The sequence below is a fragment of the Brevibacillus fluminis genome, assembly GCF_003710825.1.
GTDB classification, from domain to species: domain Bacteria; phylum Bacillota; class Bacilli; order Brevibacillales; family Brevibacillaceae; genus Brevibacillus_D; species Brevibacillus_D fluminis.
The window spans coordinates 650222-670405 of the sequence record NZ_RHHQ01000008.1; the positions used below are offsets into that span (position 1 = coordinate 650222).

Annotated in this window: 17 protein-coding genes; 4 read left to right on the forward strand and 13 right to left on the reverse strand. The window is 50.4% G+C overall.

The window, feature by feature from the left end:
- Positions 1 to 14: 14 nt before the first annotated feature.
- The 7 genes from EDM56_RS12420 to EDM56_RS12450 all read right to left on the reverse strand — a co-directional run bounded on the left by EDM56_RS12420 (position 15) and on the right by EDM56_RS12450 (position 8567).
- A complete protein-coding gene (locus tag EDM56_RS12420) occupies positions 15 to 1232 on the reverse strand; it encodes an ABC transporter permease (RefSeq protein ID WP_122918204.1) in 1218 nt (405 codons plus the stop codon).
- Entirely contained in the window at positions 1229 to 1951 is a 723-nt protein-coding gene (locus tag EDM56_RS12425; RefSeq protein WP_122918205.1) for an ABC transporter ATP-binding protein, read from the reverse strand. Before EDM56_RS12425 ends, EDM56_RS12420 begins: the two co-directional genes overlap by 4 nt.
- A 1-nt stretch (position 1952) precedes the next feature.
- A complete protein-coding gene (locus EDM56_RS12430; RefSeq protein WP_122918206.1) occupies positions 1953 to 3578 on the reverse strand; it encodes an efflux RND transporter periplasmic adaptor subunit in 1626 nt (541 codons plus the stop codon).
- A gap of 465 nt (positions 3579 to 4043) precedes the next feature.
- On the reverse strand, positions 4044 to 5459 hold the full coding sequence (locus EDM56_RS12435) for a HAMP domain-containing sensor histidine kinase (RefSeq protein ID WP_122918207.1): 1416 nt from the start codon (positions 5457 to 5459) through the stop codon (positions 4044 to 4046).
- On the reverse strand, positions 5452 to 6135 hold the full coding sequence (locus tag EDM56_RS12440; RefSeq protein WP_122918208.1) for a response regulator transcription factor: 684 nt from the start codon (positions 6133 to 6135) through the stop codon (positions 5452 to 5454). Before EDM56_RS12440 ends, EDM56_RS12435 begins: the two co-directional genes overlap by 8 nt.
- Positions 6136 to 6248: 113 nt before the next feature.
- Positions 6249 to 7373, reverse strand: a complete 1125-nt coding sequence (locus tag EDM56_RS12445; protein WP_122918209.1) for a hypothetical protein — start codon at positions 7371 to 7373, stop codon at positions 6249 to 6251.
- A 171-nt stretch (positions 7374 to 7544) separates the two neighbouring features.
- Positions 7545 to 8567, reverse strand: coding sequence for a LacI family DNA-binding transcriptional regulator (locus tag EDM56_RS12450; protein WP_122918210.1), 1023 nt, complete (start codon positions 8565 to 8567; stop codon positions 7545 to 7547).
- 205 nt (positions 8568 to 8772) lie between these two features.
- Between EDM56_RS12450 and EDM56_RS12455 the strand changes: the two genes are divergently transcribed.
- Entirely contained in the window at positions 8773 to 9123 is a 351-nt protein-coding gene (locus EDM56_RS12455; RefSeq protein ID WP_122918211.1) for a hypothetical protein, read from the forward strand.
- A gap of 36 nt (positions 9124 to 9159) precedes the next feature.
- On the opposite strand, the gene EDM56_RS12460 is transcribed toward EDM56_RS12455, so the two are convergent.
- Both EDM56_RS12460 and EDM56_RS12465 read right to left on the reverse strand, forming a co-directional pair.
- Complete coding sequence (locus EDM56_RS12460; RefSeq protein ID WP_122918212.1) at positions 9160 to 10860, reverse strand: HAMP domain-containing methyl-accepting chemotaxis protein; 1701 nt, start codon at positions 10858 to 10860, stop codon at positions 9160 to 9162.
- 216 nt (positions 10861 to 11076) lie between these two features.
- Positions 11077 to 12231: a response regulator gene (locus tag EDM56_RS12465; protein WP_122918213.1), complete on the reverse strand. Its 1155-nt coding sequence runs from the start codon at positions 12229 to 12231 to the stop codon at positions 11077 to 11079.
- 252 nt (positions 12232 to 12483) lie between these two features.
- Between EDM56_RS12465 and EDM56_RS12470 the strand changes: the two genes are divergently transcribed.
- The 3 genes from EDM56_RS12470 to EDM56_RS12480 all read left to right on the forward strand — a co-directional run bounded on the left by EDM56_RS12470 (position 12484) and on the right by EDM56_RS12480 (position 14377).
- A complete protein-coding gene (locus tag EDM56_RS12470) occupies positions 12484 to 13323 on the forward strand; it encodes an MBL fold metallo-hydrolase (protein ID WP_425456299.1) in 840 nt (279 codons plus the stop codon).
- Between the two features lie 130 nt (positions 13324 to 13453).
- On the forward strand, positions 13454 to 13927 hold the full coding sequence (locus EDM56_RS12475; protein ID WP_122918214.1) for a DinB family protein: 474 nt from the start codon (positions 13454 to 13456) through the stop codon (positions 13925 to 13927).
- Positions 13928 to 13984: 57 nt separating this feature from the next.
- Complete coding sequence (locus EDM56_RS12480) at positions 13985 to 14377, forward strand: VOC family protein (protein WP_122918215.1); 393 nt, start codon at positions 13985 to 13987, stop codon at positions 14375 to 14377.
- A 59-nt stretch (positions 14378 to 14436) separates the two neighbouring features.
- Here the strand turns inward: EDM56_RS12480 and EDM56_RS12485 are convergent, their stop codons facing one another.
- The 4 genes from EDM56_RS12485 to EDM56_RS12500 all read right to left on the reverse strand — a co-directional run bounded on the left by EDM56_RS12485 (position 14437) and on the right by EDM56_RS12500 (position 20146).
- Positions 14437 to 15714, reverse strand: coding sequence for an MFS transporter (locus EDM56_RS12485; protein ID WP_122918216.1), 1278 nt, complete (start codon positions 15712 to 15714; stop codon positions 14437 to 14439).
- 60 nt (positions 15715 to 15774) lie between these two features.
- Complete coding sequence (locus EDM56_RS12490) at positions 15775 to 16203, reverse strand: MarR family winged helix-turn-helix transcriptional regulator (RefSeq protein ID WP_122918217.1); 429 nt, start codon at positions 16201 to 16203, stop codon at positions 15775 to 15777.
- A gap of 130 nt (positions 16204 to 16333) precedes the next feature.
- Positions 16334 to 18994 carry a bifunctional diguanylate cyclase/phosphodiesterase gene (locus EDM56_RS12495; protein ID WP_183192408.1) on the reverse strand — a complete coding sequence of 887 codons (2661 nt, stop codon included), beginning with the start codon at positions 18992 to 18994 and terminating at the stop codon, positions 16334 to 16336.
- A gap of 249 nt (positions 18995 to 19243) precedes the next feature.
- The gene (locus tag EDM56_RS12500) at positions 19244 to 20146 is read right to left on the reverse strand and encodes a cation diffusion facilitator family transporter (RefSeq protein ID WP_425456300.1); all 903 of its coding nucleotides are present in this window, start codon (positions 20144 to 20146) and stop codon (positions 19244 to 19246) included.
- Positions 20147 to 20184: the final 38 nt, after the last annotated feature.

Sequence of the window (20184 nt, forward strand, 5' to 3'; positions counted from 1 at the left end):
AGACGGCTTCCTTCTTATTCATAACGTAAAGCATCGATCGGCTTGAGCTGCGCCGCTTTTCTTGCCGGATACACCCCGAACACGACACCGACGATCATGGATGACATGAACGCATATAAGACAGGTGCAAAGCTGATGGCAATCGTCATGCTGGCCAGCTTTCCGACCAAATACGCCGCTCCGATTCCCACCAAGATACCTACGATGCCGCCCAAAAGACTCAACGTCACCGATTCGATCAAAAACTGCCGTAAAATATCGCTCCGCTTGGCCCCAATCGCTTTGCGAATCCCGATTTCTCGCGTCCGTTCCGTCACGGAGACGAGCATGATGTTCATGATCCCGATGCCGCCAACCACGAGGGAAATCGCTGCGATCCCCGACAACAGCGCCGTCATGATGCTGCTCACGCCTTGCGCGGTCGTCAAGATATCCGTCTGCGATCGGATCTGGAAGTCGTCTTCCTGGCGAGGCCGCAAATTGTGTGCGACGCGTAGCGTATTTTGAATGTCGTACTGCGCTTTCTGCATCATGTCGGAAGACGATGCAGAGACATAGAGGGTACTGATGTTTCTGCCTCCGGTCACACGGCTCATGGCTGTTGTAATCGGAATGATCACTTTGTCGTCATTGTTTGTCATGCCTGAGCTACCCTGGCTTTTCAACACACCGATGATCTCAAACGGAATCTTGTTGATCTGGATCGTTAGACCGATCGGGTTGATGCTACTGTCCCCGAACAGATTGGTGATGATTTCCGAACCGATCACCGCCACATTGGCAAGGCCCTTCACTTCAAAATGGTTAAAAAATCTCCCCTGCTGCACCTCGGCATTGCGCACCTGCGGAAACGATTCATTGGTTCCTTCCAAGGACGTCGAATAGTTTTTACTTTTCCACACGAGCTGTCCCCTGCCATTCACGCTTGGTGCTACGCCTGCGATCGACTCGTTTTTCTCCAATGCTTCGACGTCCGCGAGCTTGAGCGTGTTCATCGAACCTGCGCCCAAGCTGACTCCGCCCTGCTTCGCCTGACCAGCCGTGACAATTAAGAGGTTGCTGCCCAGCCCGTTGATCTGCGAGGCCACATTCGCCTGTGCGCCCTCCCCGATGGAAACCATTGCGATCACAGCGGAAACCCCGATGATAATGCCCAGCATGGTCAAAAATGCGCGCAATTTATTCGTTCTAATGCTTCGCAAGGAAACCCGTATGCTTTCCGCGAAATTCATGTGCTCACTTCCTCAAGATGGGCCCATCGTCTCTGGGTAACCAATTCATTTGCAATAATCTGTCCGTCGCGAAACCGCACGATTCGTTTGGCATATTCCGCAATGTCCGGCTCATGGGTGACGAGAATAATCGTTTTCCCCGCTTCATTCAGCTGCTGGAATATGTTCATGATTTCGATGCTCGTTCGCGTGTCGAGCGCTCCTGTCGGTTCATCCGCGAGCAGGATCACCGGATTGTTGACCAGCGCCCGCGCTATCGATACCCGTTGCTGCTGACCGCCAGAAAGTTCGTTCGGCTTGTTGTGCAGCCGATTGCCCAGTCCCACGCTGACCAGCGAGGCGATCGCCCGCTCGCGCCGCTCTTTTGCGGAGACGCCCCCGTACAACAGGGGCAGCTCCACATTTTCCACAGCGGACGTCCGCGGGAGCAGATTGAAATTTTGAAAGACGAATCCGATTTTCTGATTGCGGATGACCGCCAAATCATCATCATGCGCCTCGGAGACCGGAAAGCCGTCCAAGTAAAACTCGCCCGATGTCGGCTTATCAAGGCAGCCGATCACGTTCATCATCGAGGATTTCCCGGAGCCGGATGGTCCCATGATCGCGACGAAATCGCCTTCTTCAATGGTCAGATTCACGCCGCGCAGCGCCTGGATTTCCTGATCGCCAATCGTGTAGATTTTTTTCAGCTCTTCGATTTCGATGACCGTCTTCATCCTAGTTCCTTCCTCTCGAGCCGCCTCCGCCGCCAAAGTTGCCACCTCCGCCGAAGCCACCTCCGCCAAAGCCTCCGCCTCCGAAACCGCCCATTCCAGGCATGCCGCCTTGGTTTTGGCGCGAGCTTGAGCTAGATGAACTCGAGGTGTTTTCCATCGTCAGCACGACTTGCTGGCCTTCTTCGAGACCTGAGGTGATTTCCACCATATTGGAGCTGTAGTACCCGATTTTCACTTCCTTGAAGCGATACGGGAAGTTTCCGGCTCTGCTGCTTCTGGATTTCCCATTCTCCTGCTGCGTTCCTGTTGTTGATCCATTATTTCCTGTGGCCGTCGTTCCCGTTGATGTATTGGAAAGGTAGACCCCGTCTTTACCATTCTGCGTTTTCAATGCGGCTGCCGGAACAACAAGCACGTCTTTGTGCGTGCCGACCACAATGGTCACATTGGTCGTCATGCCGGTTTTCAGCAAGCCTTCTTTATTGTCGACCGTCAACAGCACTTTGTAGGTTGTGACGTTCGATTCCGTGCTCGCCTCTGGATATACCAGCGTCACTTTTCCTGTGAAAGTCTTGTCCTCATACGTACTGGATGTAAATGTCGCGTCCAATCCTTCCTTCACTTTGCCAATGTCGCTTTCGCTGATTTGCGCAAGCACTTCCATGCTGCCGGAATTGGAGTTGTCCATGATGATGAACGGTTTCGACGGAGCTTCACCCATGTTTCCGTTCACTTGCACGATGACGCCGTCCATCGGTGCGACAATCGACAGCGACTTGAGCGTCGTTTTCTCTTCCTGCAAATTCGCTTCCGCCTGTTCGACCGCTGCTTGCGCCGTCTGAATCGCCGACACTTCCGGACCTTGCTTGGCGTCGTTTAATTCCTGCACCGCCGTCTCGTAATTCGCTTGCGCTTCCTGCAGGCTACTCTTCGCTTGCGCCTGGGTTTGCGTGCTTTGCAGCGTTGTGTTGTCATAATCGATTTTGGCTTGATCCAGGCTTTTCACGGCTTGATCGTATTCGCTTTTGGAAATGATCCCTGCGTCATACAGCTTTTTCTGTGTGTCAAAATTATTTTGCGCATCTTGCAGGTTCGCTTTTGACTTGGTCAGATCATTTTGCGCTTTTTTGATGTCAAAACCGCCCTTCGCCGAGTCGAGTTCCGCCTGCGCCTTGGTGACATTCGCTTGCAGCGCGGCCATCTCGGCAGCGGTTTTGGTTTTTTTGGCGTCATCAAGCTTCGCCTTTGCCGAGAGCAGATTCGCTTCCGCCGCCTTTACCTTCACTTTGCTGTTCGTATCATCCAGCGTCGCGAGAACTTGGCCCGCTTTTACATGGTCGCCGACTTTGACGTTGATTGCGGTGAGAGTTGCCGTCTCATCCGATGGCGAAAGAGAGATCCGCTTGGATGCCTGCACCGTACCTGATGAAGTGACCGACTCCGTCACATCGCCCCGCTTCACCGTGGCAAGCTGCATAAACGTATTGGTCGTTTTCGTTGTCATGATTTGATAAACATAATAGCTCCCTGCTAGAAAAAGGGCGACGCAAATCAGACTGATGATCAGCTTTTTTCGTTTTTTCGATTTTAAAATAGTAGGTAGGTTCCCCCTAATTGCTTCAGCCATCGTTGCTTTCTCCTTCCAACACGCATCTGGTGTATGAATCGTTCTTTATGTAACTGTACGTCAGATTTGTTTCAGGAGAATGTCAAAAAGGGGGGGAATTCCAAAGCAGGGGATTGGCTTTGGTGGAGGTGAGGGGATTCGGGAAAAAAGCGTCGCTGCGCTGTTAGCATGCCTGCTGGGGGTCGGGGTGGCCGGCTCTGCAGAAAAAAAGGAACCGCGCAACAATGCCACTCGCTGCGCGGCGGGAGTATCTCAGGATGTATGCTGCGCGAAAGATGTTCCTTTTTTTCTGCAGAGCCTGGGCGGCATGCTCAAGGCTGCGCACCGCTTTTTTCCCGAATCCCTGGCTGCTGCCCCTACTTTGGAATTTTTCGGGATAGGGATAGGAAAAACAAAAAAGTATAAGATTCAAAGAAAGAAAAAAGACAATATGGTTATAATTGCTCCCATATTGTCTCACTTGCTTTATTCATCTTTTGGCATGCGCAGCATGAATGCCGTGCCTTCTGGTGAGCTTTCTTTCAATTCGAGGGTTCCGCCTAGCGCTTGGGCCATTAATCTGCTGAAGGGCAGGCCTAAGCCGAGGCCGCGGACTTTGTGTTTTTTCTCCTCGCCGCGGAAAAATTTTTCGAAGATCATCGTTTGTTCTTCGGGCGGGATGCCGCGTCCGTTGTCTTGTACATCGATGCAGATTTGCCCATCAGCTTCATAGAGGCGAACCTCGATCTTGCCGTCGTCTTTGGTCGCTTGCTTGGCGTTGTTCAGCAAGTTATACAAAATTTGCTGTACCCGCAGCGCATCTGTTGCTGCAGTAATGTTGGCGGAAGGAATCGATTTTTCCAGCTGAATCGTATTTTCATCCTGCATGATGTGCCATTGGTAGGTGATCTCCTGCACCAATGAGTTGATGTTCAACGTTTCTTTGTGGATGGTAATTTCGCCGACCGCAAATGTGTTGAATTCCAGCAAATCTTCGACCATTTTGCGAAGCTTGTTTGTTTCCTTGGAACATATATCGAGAAATTCCTTTGCCTCATCCCCGGTGACAATATCGTCGCGCACCGCCTGAACCAAGCCGCTGATCGATGTGACCGGCGTTTTCAATTCATGTGTCACGCCAGCCAAAAGCTCGGTCCGCATCATTTCCAGATGCCCCAGTCGATCGGCCATTTCTTTAAAGGAGTGGACAAGCTCAAACAGTTCCTTCTCCTTGCTGTCTTTGTCCAGATGAATATCATAGTTACCCGCCACAATCTGCTTGGCGGCGTTGACCACTTCCTTGATCGGTTTGGCTAGCTTACGCGTCAAAAGGTAAATGACGACCCACCCGAGCAAAGCAAGCGCCCCCAGCATAACAAAAAGCAGCTGATAATCGCCAAGATTGCGCTTGATGTCTTTTTCCGGAGACATCAGCACGACCCACCCGATCGTCTGGTTGTTACTTTCGATTTTGCGCTTAACCACGTACATCTGCTCGCCATGGCGCATCGTGATTTGATCGACAGTCTGGTCGTTCCCCAGTAGTTTATCAATAGTGCCGATTAATTCGTCAGGAAACTTGCGCGGCGGATTGGTCAGCATGACCTGTTTATTTTTATCAAGAACCATCAAAAAGGGCTGTCCATCGAATTGCAAAAAGGCTCGCTGCCTGTCAAAAATCGGCTTTAAAAACGGTCCGACTTCGATTCGGCCGTTTTCGTCAACGATCCGTTCGGAGATTTCGGCTGCCATAAACCGCATGACATCGAGGCGACGCTGTTTTTCACTATAATTGATCCATAAGGTCGCGACGACGCCGAACACAACCAATCCGATGACCAGCGTGATGAGGTAGCGGGTCGTCCAATAGTTTAAGAGAGATGTGCGCTGTTGTTTACTCATAGACACAGAATTTATACCCCAATCCCCGATACGTGCGGATTTCCCCTTCGGAGACGGGCCAGTTTTGCAGCGTTCGTCTGATACGTGTGATCGCCAAATCTACGGCGCGGTCGCTACCCTCGTAATCCATGCCCCATACATTTTCGATCAGCTGCTCGCGAGAAAACATTTGATTTTGATTTTGCGCAAGGAACAAAAACAATGACAGCTCACGCGGATTAAAATTCAATTCGATTCCGTGCAATGTCACCGTGTGTGCGACGAAATCGACCTTCAAGCTGCCGAAATACTTGGTTTCATCGGCCTCCATCACTTGTGTGGAGCGGCGCAGCACAGCTTTTACCCGTGCGACCACCTCTTCTGCGATGAAAGGCTTGGTCATGTAATCGTCGGCGCCTTGGTTCAGCCCGTTCAGCTTTTGGTTAATCTGGCCGAGCGCCGTCAGCATGATGACGGGACAGGCGCTTTTTTCGCGGATATATTGCAAAATGCTCCAGCCGTTTTGCCCGGGGAGCATGACATCGAGCAGCACGAGGCTCGGATTGATCGCATCGAACTTTTGCAAGGCTTCATCACCGGTGAAAGCTTGCTCCACGTGAAAACCTGCCTTTTCCAAATATGCTTTCAGCACACGCGAAATCGTCAGCTCATCTTCGACGATCAAGATGCTTTTCATTAGCTCTCCCCTCATTTCTTACCGCCATTATACACGAAAATCCCCGATATCAATCGAGGATTTCCGGGTGTGTGGTTTCTGTCGCTTTCGTCTTGCCAGGGACCGTTTGCTGATTATTCAGCAGCTTGTTCTTGTGCTGGCGGTTGTGGAATGCTTTGCAGCTTGGTCAGCATTTCAGTCAGCAATTCCTTCACTTTTTCTGCGTCATCCGCAGCAGCCGCATCCTTCACTTGTTTTTCCAGATCGCCGATGCCATTGCCTTTGTGCTCAGGGAATTTGATCCCGAGTTTCTCAATTGCGGCTTTCGCTTCTTCTTTTGTCAGCGTGCCGGCTTTCACCTGTGCTTGGATGTCCTCCAGCTTTTGTTTGGTCGCATCATCGAGATTTTGGCCGAAGAAGCCGTCTTTGTGCTCATGGAATTTGATGCCGAGCTTCTCGATTTCCGCTTTCGCTTCCTCTTTTGTCAGTGTACCTGCTTTTTCTTGGGCTTTGATGTCTTCCAATTTTTGTTTCGTCGCGTCATCCAGCTTTTTGCCGCCGATGTCGCCGTCTTTGCGATCATGGAATGTCACCCCGAGTTTTTCCATTTCCGCTTTCGCTTCTTCTTTTGTCAATGTGCCCGCTTTTTCTTGTGCGCGAATGTCTTCTACTTTTTGTTTGGTTGCGTCATCGAGCTGTTTGCCGCCGAAATCGCCGTCTTTGTGATCATGGAAAGCCACCCCGAGTTTTTCCATTTCCGCTTTCGCTTCTTCTTTTGTCAATGTGCCCGCTTTTTCTTGTGCGCGAATGTCTTCTACTTTTTGTTTGGTCGCATCATCAAGCTGTTTGCCGCCGAAATCGCCGCCTCTATGGCCAAAGAATTTGACGCCCAATTTTTCGATTTCTGCCTGTGCTTCCTCTTTTGTCAGCGTGCCTGCTTCTACCTTCGCTTTGATTTCATCCAGCTTCTGCTTGGTTGCACCGTCCAGCTCTGGACCTTTGCGGTCTTTCAGGCTGTCCATTTTTTCAAAAATCGCTTGGAAGTCTTCAGTCAAATCCGGGCTGTATTTCGCGATGATTTTCAAGAGCTCTTCTTGATTCGCTTTTCTATCTTCAGCTGTTTGTCCAAATTTTTGATGCACAGCTTTCGCTTGTGTGGTTGTCGTTGTATCGTTCGTTGCCGCAAATGAAGATGCGGTTGGTGCCAACGCTGTTAGTACAATTGCTGCTGCCATAATTTTCGAAACTACTTTTTTCATTCTGACCAAACTCCTTTAAGTGTTTTTTAGGAGAAGTGATCTCCTTTACAATTCATAGCCTACATAAGAAATATTTCAGGAAGATGTCAAGGAAAAATTTGATTTTTATTTGTGAGAAAAACTGGTTGCACGTAAAAGAAAAACCCGCATCCCCAACCGGGAAAACGGGTTTTATTCCAAGCGCTTCACAGACTCCCGGATACGCAGCTCTGGCACAAGCACGCTCTTATCCGGCAACCGGTCTGTCCCTTCCAATGTTCCAATGATCTTCTTAGCAGCCAATCGGCCGATTTCCCCAAACGGAATGGCAATGGTGGTCAAGGGAACCCGCAGCAAATGCAAATTCGGGATATTATCGCAGCCGATGAGCGATACATCCTCCGGTATGCGGAGCCCTTCCTGTCTAAGCGCCTCCATTGCGCCGAGCGCCATCAAATCATTTGCGGCAAAAATGGCAGTCGGTCGACGCGGTGATTGCCGCAGCAGCTGCCGTACGCCGTTCAAGCCTGATTGCTGATCGTAATCGCCCTCTACCGCCAGCGATTCGTCGAAAGCAATGCCCGCCTCCGCCAAAGCATCCCGATAGCCGTTTAGCCGCTCCTCCGCCATGCCCAAACCGGGTGTGGCTCCGACAAAGCCGATGCGGATATGCCCCATCTCAAGCAAGTAACGCGTCGCCATGTATCCGCAAAGATGGTTATCGACCGATACCGCTAACGTATGGTCAGTGGTAATCCCGCGAGTGACGACAAGCGAGGGAATGGTGCTCGTTTCGAGCAGGCGGGACAAATCAGCGTCACTTCTCTGTGTGCCGATCAAAATTAAAGCGTCAGCCGATCGGCTCTGGATAATTCTACTGATCGTTTCCTCTTCTTCCTCCACCCGTACAATCGACAGCATCGCATGATAGCCGCGCCCCCCGAGTTCGGTGGCGATCGCGGTCATTACGTCAAACGTAACAGGGTTCGCGATTAGATCGCTAGAAGAAGGCCCACAGACGACGATGCTAACATTACGCGTGCTATTGGTCACCAAGCCTTTAGCGATCGGACTTGGAAAATAATTTAGCTGTCTGGCGGCTTCCATCACGCGCCTCTGCGTCTCAGGCTTTACGCCATATTTGCCGTTTAGCGCATTGGATGCGGTCGAAACAGCAACTCCCGCTAATTTTGCCACATCTTTGATCGTTACCACTCGGTCCTCCCCAAAACAGCGACTCTATTTTTTTCCGCGCTTGCGAAACGTTTTCATATAACCCGATTATAGCACCCTCCCCCAGACCGTCAAATCTACCTCAAGCTTGGTCGCATTTCTCATTTTTTCAAAACTAGTTCATCGCACTGTCCAAGCCAGCTCTTTGCGCATCTAATAGAGAAGCAACAATGAGGAGGTGATTTTCATGGCAGTTCGTCCTCGCCCCACTCGATTGAAAGGCCCTGTGAAACAGATCAGTGTCGCCAAGCTGAAAAACCTGGTTCGCTCTACCCAACGCTTCAGACGGTTCACCGTCGTATGGTGCAATGGGAATGGCGTTCCATTTAACACGACCGGCTTTTTTGCGATCGCGCGCTTTCCGGATGGAACCTTCATCCAAGCCACCCGTTTTGACAGCTTCGGTGTAGCGGTATTCTCCCGCCTTCGCACGCCGCTCCGCTCGCCGATCGTCATTACCACGTTCAACAGCGCTGGCGTTTTGTTCCGCACGCGGAATGTTCCAGCAGGTGTTGCAGCATTCGTTATCATCGGCTAAAAAAGAGCCGGGGTTTTCGCGCCCCGGCTCTTTTTTCTATTGGACCACAAATTTGCTGACTTCTGCCCGCAGATTGCCCGCCAGTTCTTTGAATTCCAGCGAGTTATGGAAAATCGCATCCATGGTGCTGAGCTGTTCATCTGTAATCGTTGCGATTTGCTGGGAACCCGCGGCGGCCTGCTCCATGATGCCCGAAATTTCCTCCACCTGATCCAGCACTACGCGCGAATCGTGATTCAAGGCAGCGTAGATGGAACGCATTTGCTCGACGTCCCGCTCCGTTTGCTCGACATGACGGACGATTTGATGCAGTGCCTCCCCGCCTTTTTCAATCATCTTCACCTGATCATCAATCGAGTGGATATTTTCCTCCATAGCGGAAACGGTCGTACTAATCTCGTTTTGCATCGTATGGATGAGGCCGGCGATCTGTTCGGCAGCCTGCTTCGTCTCCTCAGCCAGATTGCGCACCTCGTCTGCGACCACAGCAAAGCCTTTGCCATGCGATCCGGCCCGTGCCGCCTCGATCGCTGCGTTTAAAGCAAGAAGATTCGTTTGCTTGGAAATCTCCTTGATCGTCGTCACAATGCCGCCGATTTCATTGGACCGCGCCTCAAGCAGCCGGATCGATCGAGAAGACCCGGCGTTCATCTGATTGATCACCATCAAATGGTCGATCGCCACCTTCATCGATCGCATCCCTTCCGTTGCGACAATCGTAGAGGTTTGCGCGCTTGTTACCGTATCCTCCGCTTTTTGAAAGCCCGCCATCACCTTTTGCTGTGTGCCCTCCATTTTACTGTATATATCTGTCGCATGCTCCGATAGCTTGCTAGACCCTGCTGCCATTTCATTCAATGTATAGGCAATTTGCTTGCTCGTTTCATTGGAGTAGCTCGCCCGATCAGACAAAAATGTGGAGAGATCGACGATGCGTCCTTCCTGCGCCAAAATGTGCGAAACGATGATGCGGAGGTTCGCCAAAAAGTCGTTGACGGCTCTCGCCAGCGTTCCTAGCTCATCCTTGCTGTTGATTTGAATCTGGCGGGTGAGGTCGCCACCATTATCGGCAAGCTCGCCCAGCTCCCGCTGCAGCTTTTTCAACGGACGGGTAATTTGCCAGGAGAGCAGGAGGGCCAGGGCTACTCCCACCAAGATCGCCGTCGCCGACAAGATGCTGATCCAAACCACCGCTGATTTGGCGGAAGCCACGGAAGAGCGCGTGGAAGCGTATGCTCCTTTTTCGTTGATGTCGACCAGCTTTTGCACGATTTGGCTGGCTTCCTCCCATTTCGGATGGATCGTAATGTAATCGAGATTGGCAAAAAGCGTATCCCCCAGCTGCGATTTATCAATAATCTCCGGTACTTTGGCGCTGAACTCCGCCCAGTTTTCCCCGAATGACTGATATAGTTTCTTTTGCTCGGCCGTATCCATCATCGTTTCATACTGTTTGCGGTACTTGTCTAGTTGCGTCATGGAAGCTTGCAAAAGCTCCTTTTTGGCGTCGATATGGTCAGGCTGCGATTCGAGCGTGATTTCCAGCACAATGCGGGCGATATTGGAGACTTCCGTTTGAATTTTCCCGAGCACTGACACGCTCGGCACCCATTTCCCTTCGATCACTTTCGCTTGTTCCCCTGCCTTGACGAGAATCAGATAGGAGAGGCTGCTAATCAGAATCAACAGCAGCAAAACAGTAGAAAATCCGATAATGAGCTTGCTCTTTATACTCAAGCGACATGGCCCCCCTTATGTCGAATGCTGGAAGATTTTACTCTCTCCTAAACTTTACTCAATGAAAGCTAGTTTTCTTGTGGAGAGTACGTAAATCTATGGTAAATTTTTCATAGGTCGATGAGCCCCCATCATGCCGCCACGTGCAAAACGAAAAGCGACGCCCGATTGCCAGACGCCGCTTTGCCGCTATTCTCTTTATTCCTGGACCGCGCCTTACGCGAGCCTCCATTGTGCGTACCATTCCTTAATGTCCTCATTCACTTCTGAATCCAGCTCCGTTTGCCATCTGGTCGCAAGCAGTGAATACTGTTCGTCTACAGCCGCTCTGTTGCCCGTCGCATCATACAGCTTCATCAGCGTCGTGTAGCTCTCCTCATCGAGCGGGTAGAATTGCTGAATGCGCAGATGGATGCGGATTGCCTCTTGTAGCATCCTGTGCTCGCGATAAAATCGGCTCAGCTTTTGGGCTAGCTGCAGCCATAGTCGCCGCAATCGTTCCCGTTCATGCTCGGCCCATATATACTCATAGTCACCGTAGTAATCACCTGTATATCGCTCCAACAGCTGTTCGAAAACATGTCGGTTGTCTGTCCTGAGTGTACCTGCCTGTTTGACTGAATGTTCCCATTCTTCCGTTTCGAAGCGCGCCTCATCGACCGTCAGCTTGTAGCCGGTTTCGAGATTTTCGCGATTGATCGAAAGGAAGGATGCCAATCCGCACCGCTTGACCGTTTGCCGAATCAAATAGATCGTCGTGTACAGCTGTGTCATGCCTTTTGCCGCATCACAATCGGGCCAGAACAGTTCGAGCACCGTGTCATTTGCGATCATCCGATTCCGGTGATGGAGCAAGTAGGCGAACAGCTCTCGTGCTTTGGCCGTCCGCCATTTGATGGATTGCGGCTCCGTTCCTGGTACCTGCAGTTCAATGCGGGTGAAGCAATTGATCCTAAGCAGCGGTTCTGGTTCAGCCGGTTTGATTTCCGCTGGTTTCGGCTGAGTGCCTTTGAAGCGTTCTTTTAGCCGCTGTATCGTTTTTTGCAAACGTTTCAACTGAACCGGCTTCATGACATAATCGAGCGCGCAAAGATCGAAGGCATCCACCGCATATTTATCGTAGCCGGTCACGAACACAATCTGAGCAGCAGGTAGCAGCGCCTGAAGACGCTCCCCCACTTCCAAGCCATTCATCTGAGGCATGTTGATGTCCAAAAATACGACATCCGGTTGCAGCGCTTTTGCCCGCTCAAGCGCTATCGAAGGATCGGTGAACGTTTCGATCACATCGATTTCATCCATGTCGCACTCCAACATTCTCTTCAAATGAAGCAATGGCATTTGTTCGTCATCTACCAGCATCGCTCTCATCCAGAATCCCTGCCTCGTTAATCAAATCATTTCCCCGCACTATGGTCCTTTTTTCCTAACCGATCGAGCGTCATTCCTCTCAGTGTACCATCAAATAGCGGTTGCCTCCACCATTCCCTTTTGACCTTGCGAGAAAAAACAGGTAAGCGCAAGCCATCTCGGAACTATGAATGAGGTACCAACATATTTCTCACGATCTCTGCAGAAAGTAAAAAGGTGCCAACATCCTTTTACGAAATGGGAGGTCGCCTTGTGGAAATCGACGATTATATCCCCGTCACCTCGGTATCGAGCGGTCAGGGGGAAGAGGTCGGTCATGATCTGTATTGCTTTTGCATCCAAGTGGTAAACGTCTGCTTTGTCGGCAATCCCGGAAAGCCTGATGGATGGGTCCTCGTGGATACCGGCATGCCGAAATCGGCTGACTTGATACGTTCCGCTGCGGAAGAGCGGTTCGGTCCAAATGCCCGCCCACGGGCGATCATTCTCACCCACGGTCATTTCGATCATATCGGGGCTGTTCGCGAATTGGCCCAGCACTGGGACGTTCCTGTGTATGCCCATGAACTGGAGCTGCCCTATCTCACGGGAAAAGCCGATTATCCAGAACCAGATGCAACCGTTGAGGGCGGCCTCGTCGCTAAGATGTCACCCCTCTTTCCGAATGAAGGAATCGACATCTCCGACCATTTGCAAAAACTGCCTTCCGACGGTAGCATCCCGAATATGCCTGAATGGAGATGGCTGCATACGCCAGGACACGCACCCGGCCACATCTCCTTGTTCCGCGAGAAGGACCGCATGCTCATTGCTGGCGACGCCTTCATCACCGTCAGGCAAGACGCGCTGTTCAAGGTGATCACACAAATGCAGGAAATCAGCGGACCACCGCGGTACCTTACAACCGACTGGCATGCCGCCAAAGAATCGGTCCGGAAACTGCAAGCACTGCTGCCGTCCGCCGCGGTTACAGGACATGGCCCGCCTGTATCGGGCACGACACTTCGAGAAGGCTTAACCGCATTGGCAAACGAATTCGACCGCGTCGCCGTTCCCGATTACGGCCGCTATGTCGGATCGACCTACAGCTGAGACATCGTTCATGGATGTCTCTTTTTTTATGCCTACTACTACCGCTTGCCCTACATTCATCATTCGATCGAGAGCGAATATTCGCCATGCTATAGTGAAACAATCTAGCGAATAGACAGGGGGCTCTCTCATGAAAGCAATCAATTTGATCATACTGAACTTACGCGAAACACGAAGACGTTCCATCAAGTTATGGAGCAGCCTTCCCGACGAGTGGCTGACTTGGCGCCCTGATCAAGGCGCACTATCATTCGGCGAAATGATCCGTCACGTGTGGACAGGCACCTATGACTACCATCAGCTCGTGAAAAACAATGGCATCGTGGTCGAACAGGAAACTCCGCTCTATGAAAAGGAACCGATCGTCTCCGTTGAAGCTGAAATTGAGCGGTCACAGCGCTATTTTGACGACTTTATCGCGTATGTGGAAACATTGGACGATGCGGAGTTGGAAACGAGACTGATCGACCGGTCGGATGTAGGGTATACTAGATTCATGGGGGACATGCTGCTGCGGATCGCCTACCACGATTCCGTCCATGCCGGACAATTTTTGCAATATATGAGAATGGCCGGTTTGGAGCGCCCGCAAATTTGGGACTGAACGGATCCCCTTTGATTGTGAAACGAACGAAATCATACGAAAAGGAGCCGATTACCAATGGGACCATCCACACAAAAAATGACCCCCTTCTTCCTATTTTCCGGACAAGCAGAAGAAGCGATGAATTTTTACACATCGATATTTGATGATTCCGAAATCAATCACATTTCCCACCATGCGGACGGAAAAGTCTTGCAAGCAAGCTTTACCTTGAAAGGCCAACAATTCAAGTGCATCGATAACACGAATGGTGACCGCCACGCCTTCACGCCGGCACTCTCCATCTTTGTGACATGCGACACGGATGATGAAATTGAACATGTCTTTGCGAAACTGTCGGACGGCGGCTTTGTGATGATGCCGCTCGCCTCCTACCCTTTCAGCGAAAAATTCGCTTGGGTTGCGGATCGATTCGGTGTCTCCTGGCAATTGAACCTGGCTAAACAATAAAAACAAAGGCAGCTCGGGACGTTGCGAACACCGTCCCGAGCTGCCTTTTTCCTTTTCTTTTATTTTTGCAGCTGCACCATCGCTGCACTCGCATGTGCTCTGGAGATCCGCATCGCCATTACCGCTGCGACCACACAAACCACACCCGCCGCAACGAACGGAATCGTGTAGCTGCCGAACCATTCGCGCATCAAACCGGCTCCGTATGCCGCGACAGACGCGCCTACTTGGTGAGCCACCACAACCCAGCCAAAAATCATCCCTGCATTTTCTTTACCGAATTCCTGCGCGGCCAGCTTGACTGTCGGGGGAACGGTCGCGATCCAATCGAGACCATAGAAGATCGAGAAAATGAGCAAGGTTGTCGGTCCTGCATCTAGTGCGTAGGGCAGGAAGATCAGTGACAAGCCGCGAAGGCCGTAGTAGATAAACAGCAGCTTGCGACTGTCATATCGGTCGGAAAGCCAGCCGGACAGCGTCGTCCCGACCAGATCGAACAGCCCCATCAAGGCAAGCAAGCCAGCTGCTGTTACCTCAGGGATGCCATGATCCCCGCACGCCGGAATGAGGTGCGTCCCGATCAACCCATTGGTCGAAAATCCGCAGAAAAAGAACGTGCCGGCAAGCAGCCAAAATGTCGTGTTTTTCAGTGCGGAACGCAGCGCTCGCAGTGGCGCCAAAAAGATATTTCCCGTAAACGGAACCGGCTTAACAACTTCGTCGGTGCCATATGGAGCCAAACCTACATCGGACGGGTGATTTCGAAACCAGATCGCTACAATCGCAAGCACGATTACCAATGCCACAACGGCGGTATAAATCGCATAGCGCCAACCCACGTCCACGGTTATTTTTGCCAACAGCGGCAAAAACAGCAGCTGGCCGGTAGCCGCGCTTGCCGTGAGCAGCCCGACCACAAGTCCTTTGCGCTGCACAAACCATTGGTTGCTAACAGTAACGCCCAGCACGTTCGCCATCATCCCAGTGGCTAGCCCGGACACCAAGCCCCACAAAATCTCAAACTGCCACAGCGCTGTCATCAATGGCGTAAGCGCCAAACTGAGTGCCAAAATCCCCAACGATATGACGACAACGCGACGAATTCCGAATTTTTGCAGCATTGCGGCCGAAAAGGGCCCCGTCAGCCCATACAGGAAAATCCCGATGGAAATGACGCTGGAAATACCGGCACGGCTCCAGCCGTATTCATATTCAAACGGCATCATGAGGATACTTGGCATCGACCGGATTCCCGCAGAAACGAGCAGTGTCAAAAAAGTAAGGAAGACAACGATCCATCCATAATGAATACCCGTTGCTTTCGCTTTCACGCTCATGTTTTAATTCCTCTCTCTCCCTTTTGTTTGTTGTACATACATATATCATTTTGGAAAAGTTTACCGCTTCTCCAGTTGTTCACTCATCACTTCCATGTCTTTGGCCATTTGAATGGAGCTTTCAACGCCAAGAATTTCTTGATAACGACGGTAGAAGTTATTGGACGCGGTCCGAATCGTTTGCTCAAGTTCTTTCCCTTTTTCCGTGGGATTCAAATAGACATGCTTTCCTTGCACTTGCCGCTCAACCAGCTGCTTGCTCTCCAGCTTATCGACGAATCGGGTTAGCGTGGAAGGCGTAATATACAATTTTTCCGCGAGATCTTTATGCGGAATGCCCGGATTCCCGTTCACCAGACGAATCAAGTACCCGTACATCGGGGTCAGCCCCGTCATCGCGAATTCCTCCTCCGCCATTTTCGTAATGGCGCGGCTCAAGCGATTCGTCGTAAAAAATAAGCAGTTGTGCAAAAAGCTTTCATCGCTCATCAAGCTTCACCTCTTCGACTTTGTTGTATGTACAACGAATATAAAGGAACCTCCTTTCATTGTCAATCGTTTTATTGCCGTTTTCGTAGAACGAATGATGCACCAAAAGCGAAGCCGATTTCCCTTACGATTAGAAAATCGGCTTCGCTTTTTCGCGCAAACGCTCATTCAGTTCGTGGATCACCCACGGAATATAAGCAGGATCGACAGGCTTGCTGATGTAGTAGCCTTGAATTTCATCGCACTGCTTTTCCTGCAAAAATTGCAGCTGCTCCTTTGTCTCGACGCCTTCCGCAATCACCTTTTTCTTGAGCGTATGCCCCATCGCGATAATCGTGGCAACGATGTCTTGATCGTTGGATGTGTTGGAAATGTCGCGAACGAACGATTGATCGATTTTGAGATGATCGGTGGGAAGTCGTTTCAAATAATTAAGCGAGCTGTAGCCCATGCCAAAATCATCGATCGCGATTTTCACACCTATCGCTTTAAGCTGATGCAGGATCTGTTCTGCCGAATCCATGTTCATCATCATTGACTCTGTAATTTCCAACTCAAGATATTCGGGCTCGAGCCCGGTCTCAACCAAAATCGCCGAGATCATCTCAATTAAGTCAGGTTGGAAAAATTGACGGACGGATAGGTTGACGGAGATGACCATCGGCGGAAGCCCCATCTCCTGCCACTTCATGTTTTGTTTGCATGCTGTCCGCAATACCCATTCTCCGATCGCAACGATCAGCCCTGTTTCTTCCGCCAAGGGAATGAACTTATCCGGCGCAATCATCCCTTCCTTCGCATTGTGCCACCTGATCAATGACTCCACTCCGGTAATCCTTCTGGCTTTTACATCTGCTTGCGGCTGATAGTGCAACACAAATTCACCGCGCTCCAATGCCTTGCGCAGCATCATTTCGGTTTCCAGGTTCGCCTTGGACAGCTGATCGATTTGCTTACTGTACAGCTGAACATTGTTTTTCCCTTGCCGCTTCGCATGGTACATCGAATTGACGGCTCGCTTCATTAAGATTTTAACATCGTCACCATGGGGAGGATACAGGCTGACCCCGATGCTCGCAGTTATGACCAATTCAAGTCCGTTCAAAGCAAACGGCTGTGAAAGCACATCCATCAAGGCTTGCGCCATCCGCTCCGTCCGCTTCTCATTTGTACCGTCGAGCAGGATGATGAATTCGTCGCCGCCATGGCGATAAACCACCCCTTCACCTTCAACCGCTTCCCTCAACCTCTCAGATACCATCTGCAACAACACGTCACCGGCATCGTGCCCTAAGGAATCATTGATTTGCTTAAAGCGGTCCAGATCAAGAAACAGAATCGCAACCTGCCTTCTGGCGTTTTTAGCCTCCGCCACCACAAGGTTGATCTGCTCCTGGAAAAAACGGAAATTCGGCAAACCTGTGAGGGAATCATGATAGGCCAAATAGTGGATTTTGGCGTTTGATTTGCAGTGCTGGATCGCCAGCATGGCCAAGTATGTGGCCCGGTCGATCAAGTCCAGATCGCTTTTTGTGGGAAAACGCGGCCTACGGTAATACATGCCGAATGTGCCTAACAGGTTGTTTTGCGAATCAAGGATCGGCGTCGACCAACACGCTTCCAGCCCATGAAGGATGGCGAGGTTGCGATAGTTCTTCCACAACGGATCATAGGCGATATCGGTGACGATCACTTGTTTTTTCGAATATGCGGCAGCCCCGCACGATCCGGAGCCTGGTCCAATTGCAAGGCCGTCGACTTGCTGATTGAAATGATCAGGCAAACTTGGGGCAGCGCCATTGATCAAATGCGTCTGATCATCATCAGCGAGCAGTATGGAGACAAGCCCGCCTTCTGACAGCTTCTCAATCCATGTAACGATTTCCGTCAGCACGTGCTGCAGCGGGCTGTCTTTCGCAATCATTTCCAAAATGCTGTATTGGCCATCAAGCAAACATTCAGCGCGTTTTTTTGCGGTGATATCTTTTGAAATACAGTGGATTCCGATGATCTGATTTTCAACGACGATGGGAAGTAACGTACCGAATATTTCGATCCGCTCGCCTTGCTTGTTGAAAACGATCGTTTCGCTGTGTAGCGATTCCCCACGTTTCACCTTTTCGAAATTCTCTCGTGCGGCCTCACGTCGTTCGGGTGCGATCAGCGATAGAAAAGGCATGCCGATCAGCTCGTCGGAAGTGAATCCCGAGACGCGCTCGAGTGCATGATTCACATGTTCGAAGCGGCCTTCCAAATCAAAGGATGCGATCGGGTCGATATTTTGCTCAAACAGCGACTTATAGCGCTTTTCGCTTTCACGCAAGCGCTTTTCGGTTTCTTTTTGCCGTGCACGTTCATCGTTACATCCGGTTCGTTCTGAGATGGTGCGCACAATCGCTACGACATGTTTCCGCTTTTCACCCAATGTCAAAACCCGACCGCAGATCTCGATCGGGATTTCTTCTCCCGCTTGTACTACCGCCGATTTCGCAATCACTGGTGCGCCTTCCGAAGATTCTCGAAGCTTGTCCGATAATGCCTGCAAGGACAATGAACCATTCAGCTGAAAAGTAGATAGCTCCAAAAGCTCTTCACGCCTATACCCAACCATTTTGCACCATGCCTCATTCGCATCCACATAACGCTCGGGCATCATCTCCTCCGTCAATGCGACCACAAACAGAGGGTTTGCCTCTCTACGGTAGAGCTCGCAAAAATCGTGTTCCCACGGATCTTGAACGGGATATTTATTTACATCGGCTGGATCACGATTGTCTTCTGGATGCTGCATCATTCTCCTCCTACACTCTTATAGAACCTGAAACAGGAATAATCATCCATTTTCATTTCCCATTATAGTTTGATAGGAGAGTATATTCTACAAAATAATACATTCTTCATAACCATCGCTAAAATTCCGGGATTGTTCCGCAAAATATTAATCGTTCCGGTGTCGAAACATGTTACCGCGAAAACGACTCCGCCGGAAATAAAACATGCCGGCCCCCGTCGACGGAAACCGGCAATGTAATACGGTTGTTTAGTCAGCCGCGTTCTCTGCAAACCACGGGTTTAGATGCACCAAAACTTCTTCGACTTCTTGATGCTCGTTCATTATCGATTTTTTGATTAATCGACTAATATCGTGTCCTTCTTTTACTGTCAATTCATTTGGTACACTCACTCGAATATCCACGATCACATAATGCCCATGTTCTCTTGCCCGAATTCGATCGATACGTTTTACCTGCGGGATCGAAGAAACAATATGTTTAAAATGTAATAACTGGTCCTCCGGCAAGTTCTTTTCCATCAGGATTCCGATTGATTCCTTCCCCATTTCATAAGCTAGCTTCACAACAAAATAAGAAACAATGATTCCCGCGATTGGATCGCCATATTCTGTGAATGGAATCCCGTAATGCTCACCGATCAAGGTCGCCCCAATCCCTACCACAGCAGCGATAGATGCATAAACATCGGCCAAATGATCATTAGCGGTGGCAATCAAACTTTTGCTGTTATGGGCTTTTCCAAGTCGAATGCAATAAACATAAAGGACTTGCTTCCACACCAAGGAGATAAACGCCGCATACAAAGCGATAAGGCTAGCCTCAGCAGCCGGCTCAAAAAGCGCCTCTATTGATTTGTACACCATTACTAGGGCGGCCAAGACTAAAATAATCGAAACAATGGCGGAAGCAATCACTTCTGCCTTCCCATGACCATAAGGATGATCTTCATCAGCTGGCTTTTTTGAAACCATTGAGGACGTAAGGGCGGCAAATGTTGCAATCACATCGCCTGCATTGTGAATCCCATCCGCGATTAGCACTTGGCTGTTAAACAAATAGCCAACGATTATTTTGACAGCAGTCAGCACTATATTGCTAAAAAGGCTAATCCATAGTGCAACGACTGATTTTGAATTCTGCATGTTCAATTGTGCCTCCCAAGTACAAAAAATCACTTTTGCCATTG

What these genes read in the sequence shown, in the direction of transcription:
- EDM56_RS12420 (WP_122918204.1), bottom strand. Translation starts at nt 1,232, where the DNA reads ATGAATTTCGCGGAAAGCATACGGGTTTCCTTGCGAAGCATTAGAACG.
- EDM56_RS12425 (WP_122918205.1), bottom strand. Translation starts at nt 1,951, where the DNA reads ATGAAGACGGTCATCGAAATCGAAGAGCTGAAAAAAATCTACACGATT.
- EDM56_RS12430 (WP_122918206.1), bottom strand. Translation starts at nt 3,578, where the DNA reads ATGGCTGAAGCAATTAGGGGGAACCTACCTACTATTTTAAAATCGAAA.
- EDM56_RS12495 (WP_183192408.1), bottom strand. Translation starts at nt 18,994, where the DNA reads ATGCAGCATCCAGAAGACAATCGTGATCCAGCCGATGTAAATAAATAT.
- EDM56_RS12455 (WP_122918211.1), top strand. Translation starts at nt 8,773, where the DNA reads ATGGCAGTTCGTCCTCGCCCCACTCGATTGAAAGGCCCTGTGAAACAG.
- EDM56_RS12475 (WP_122918214.1), top strand. Translation starts at nt 13,454, where the DNA reads ATGAAAGCAATCAATTTGATCATACTGAACTTACGCGAAACACGAAGA.
- EDM56_RS12490 (WP_122918217.1), bottom strand. Translation starts at nt 16,203, where the DNA reads ATGAGCGATGAAAGCTTTTTGCACAACTGCTTATTTTTTACGACGAAT.
- EDM56_RS12445 (WP_122918209.1), bottom strand. Translation starts at nt 7,373, where the DNA reads ATGAAAAAAGTAGTTTCGAAAATTATGGCAGCAGCAATTGTACTAACA.
- EDM56_RS12440 (WP_122918208.1), bottom strand. Translation starts at nt 6,135, where the DNA reads ATGAAAAGCATCTTGATCGTCGAAGATGAGCTGACGATTTCGCGTGTG.
- EDM56_RS12435 (WP_122918207.1), bottom strand. Translation starts at nt 5,459, where the DNA reads ATGAGTAAACAACAGCGCACATCTCTCTTAAACTATTGGACGACCCGC.
- EDM56_RS12485 (WP_122918216.1), bottom strand. Translation starts at nt 15,714, where the DNA reads ATGAGCGTGAAAGCGAAAGCAACGGGTATTCATTATGGATGGATCGTT.
- EDM56_RS12480 (WP_122918215.1), top strand. Translation starts at nt 13,985, where the DNA reads ATGGGACCATCCACACAAAAAATGACCCCCTTCTTCCTATTTTCCGGA.
- EDM56_RS12465 (WP_122918213.1), bottom strand. Translation starts at nt 12,231, where the DNA reads ATGAGAGCGATGCTGGTAGATGACGAACAAATGCCATTGCTTCATTTG.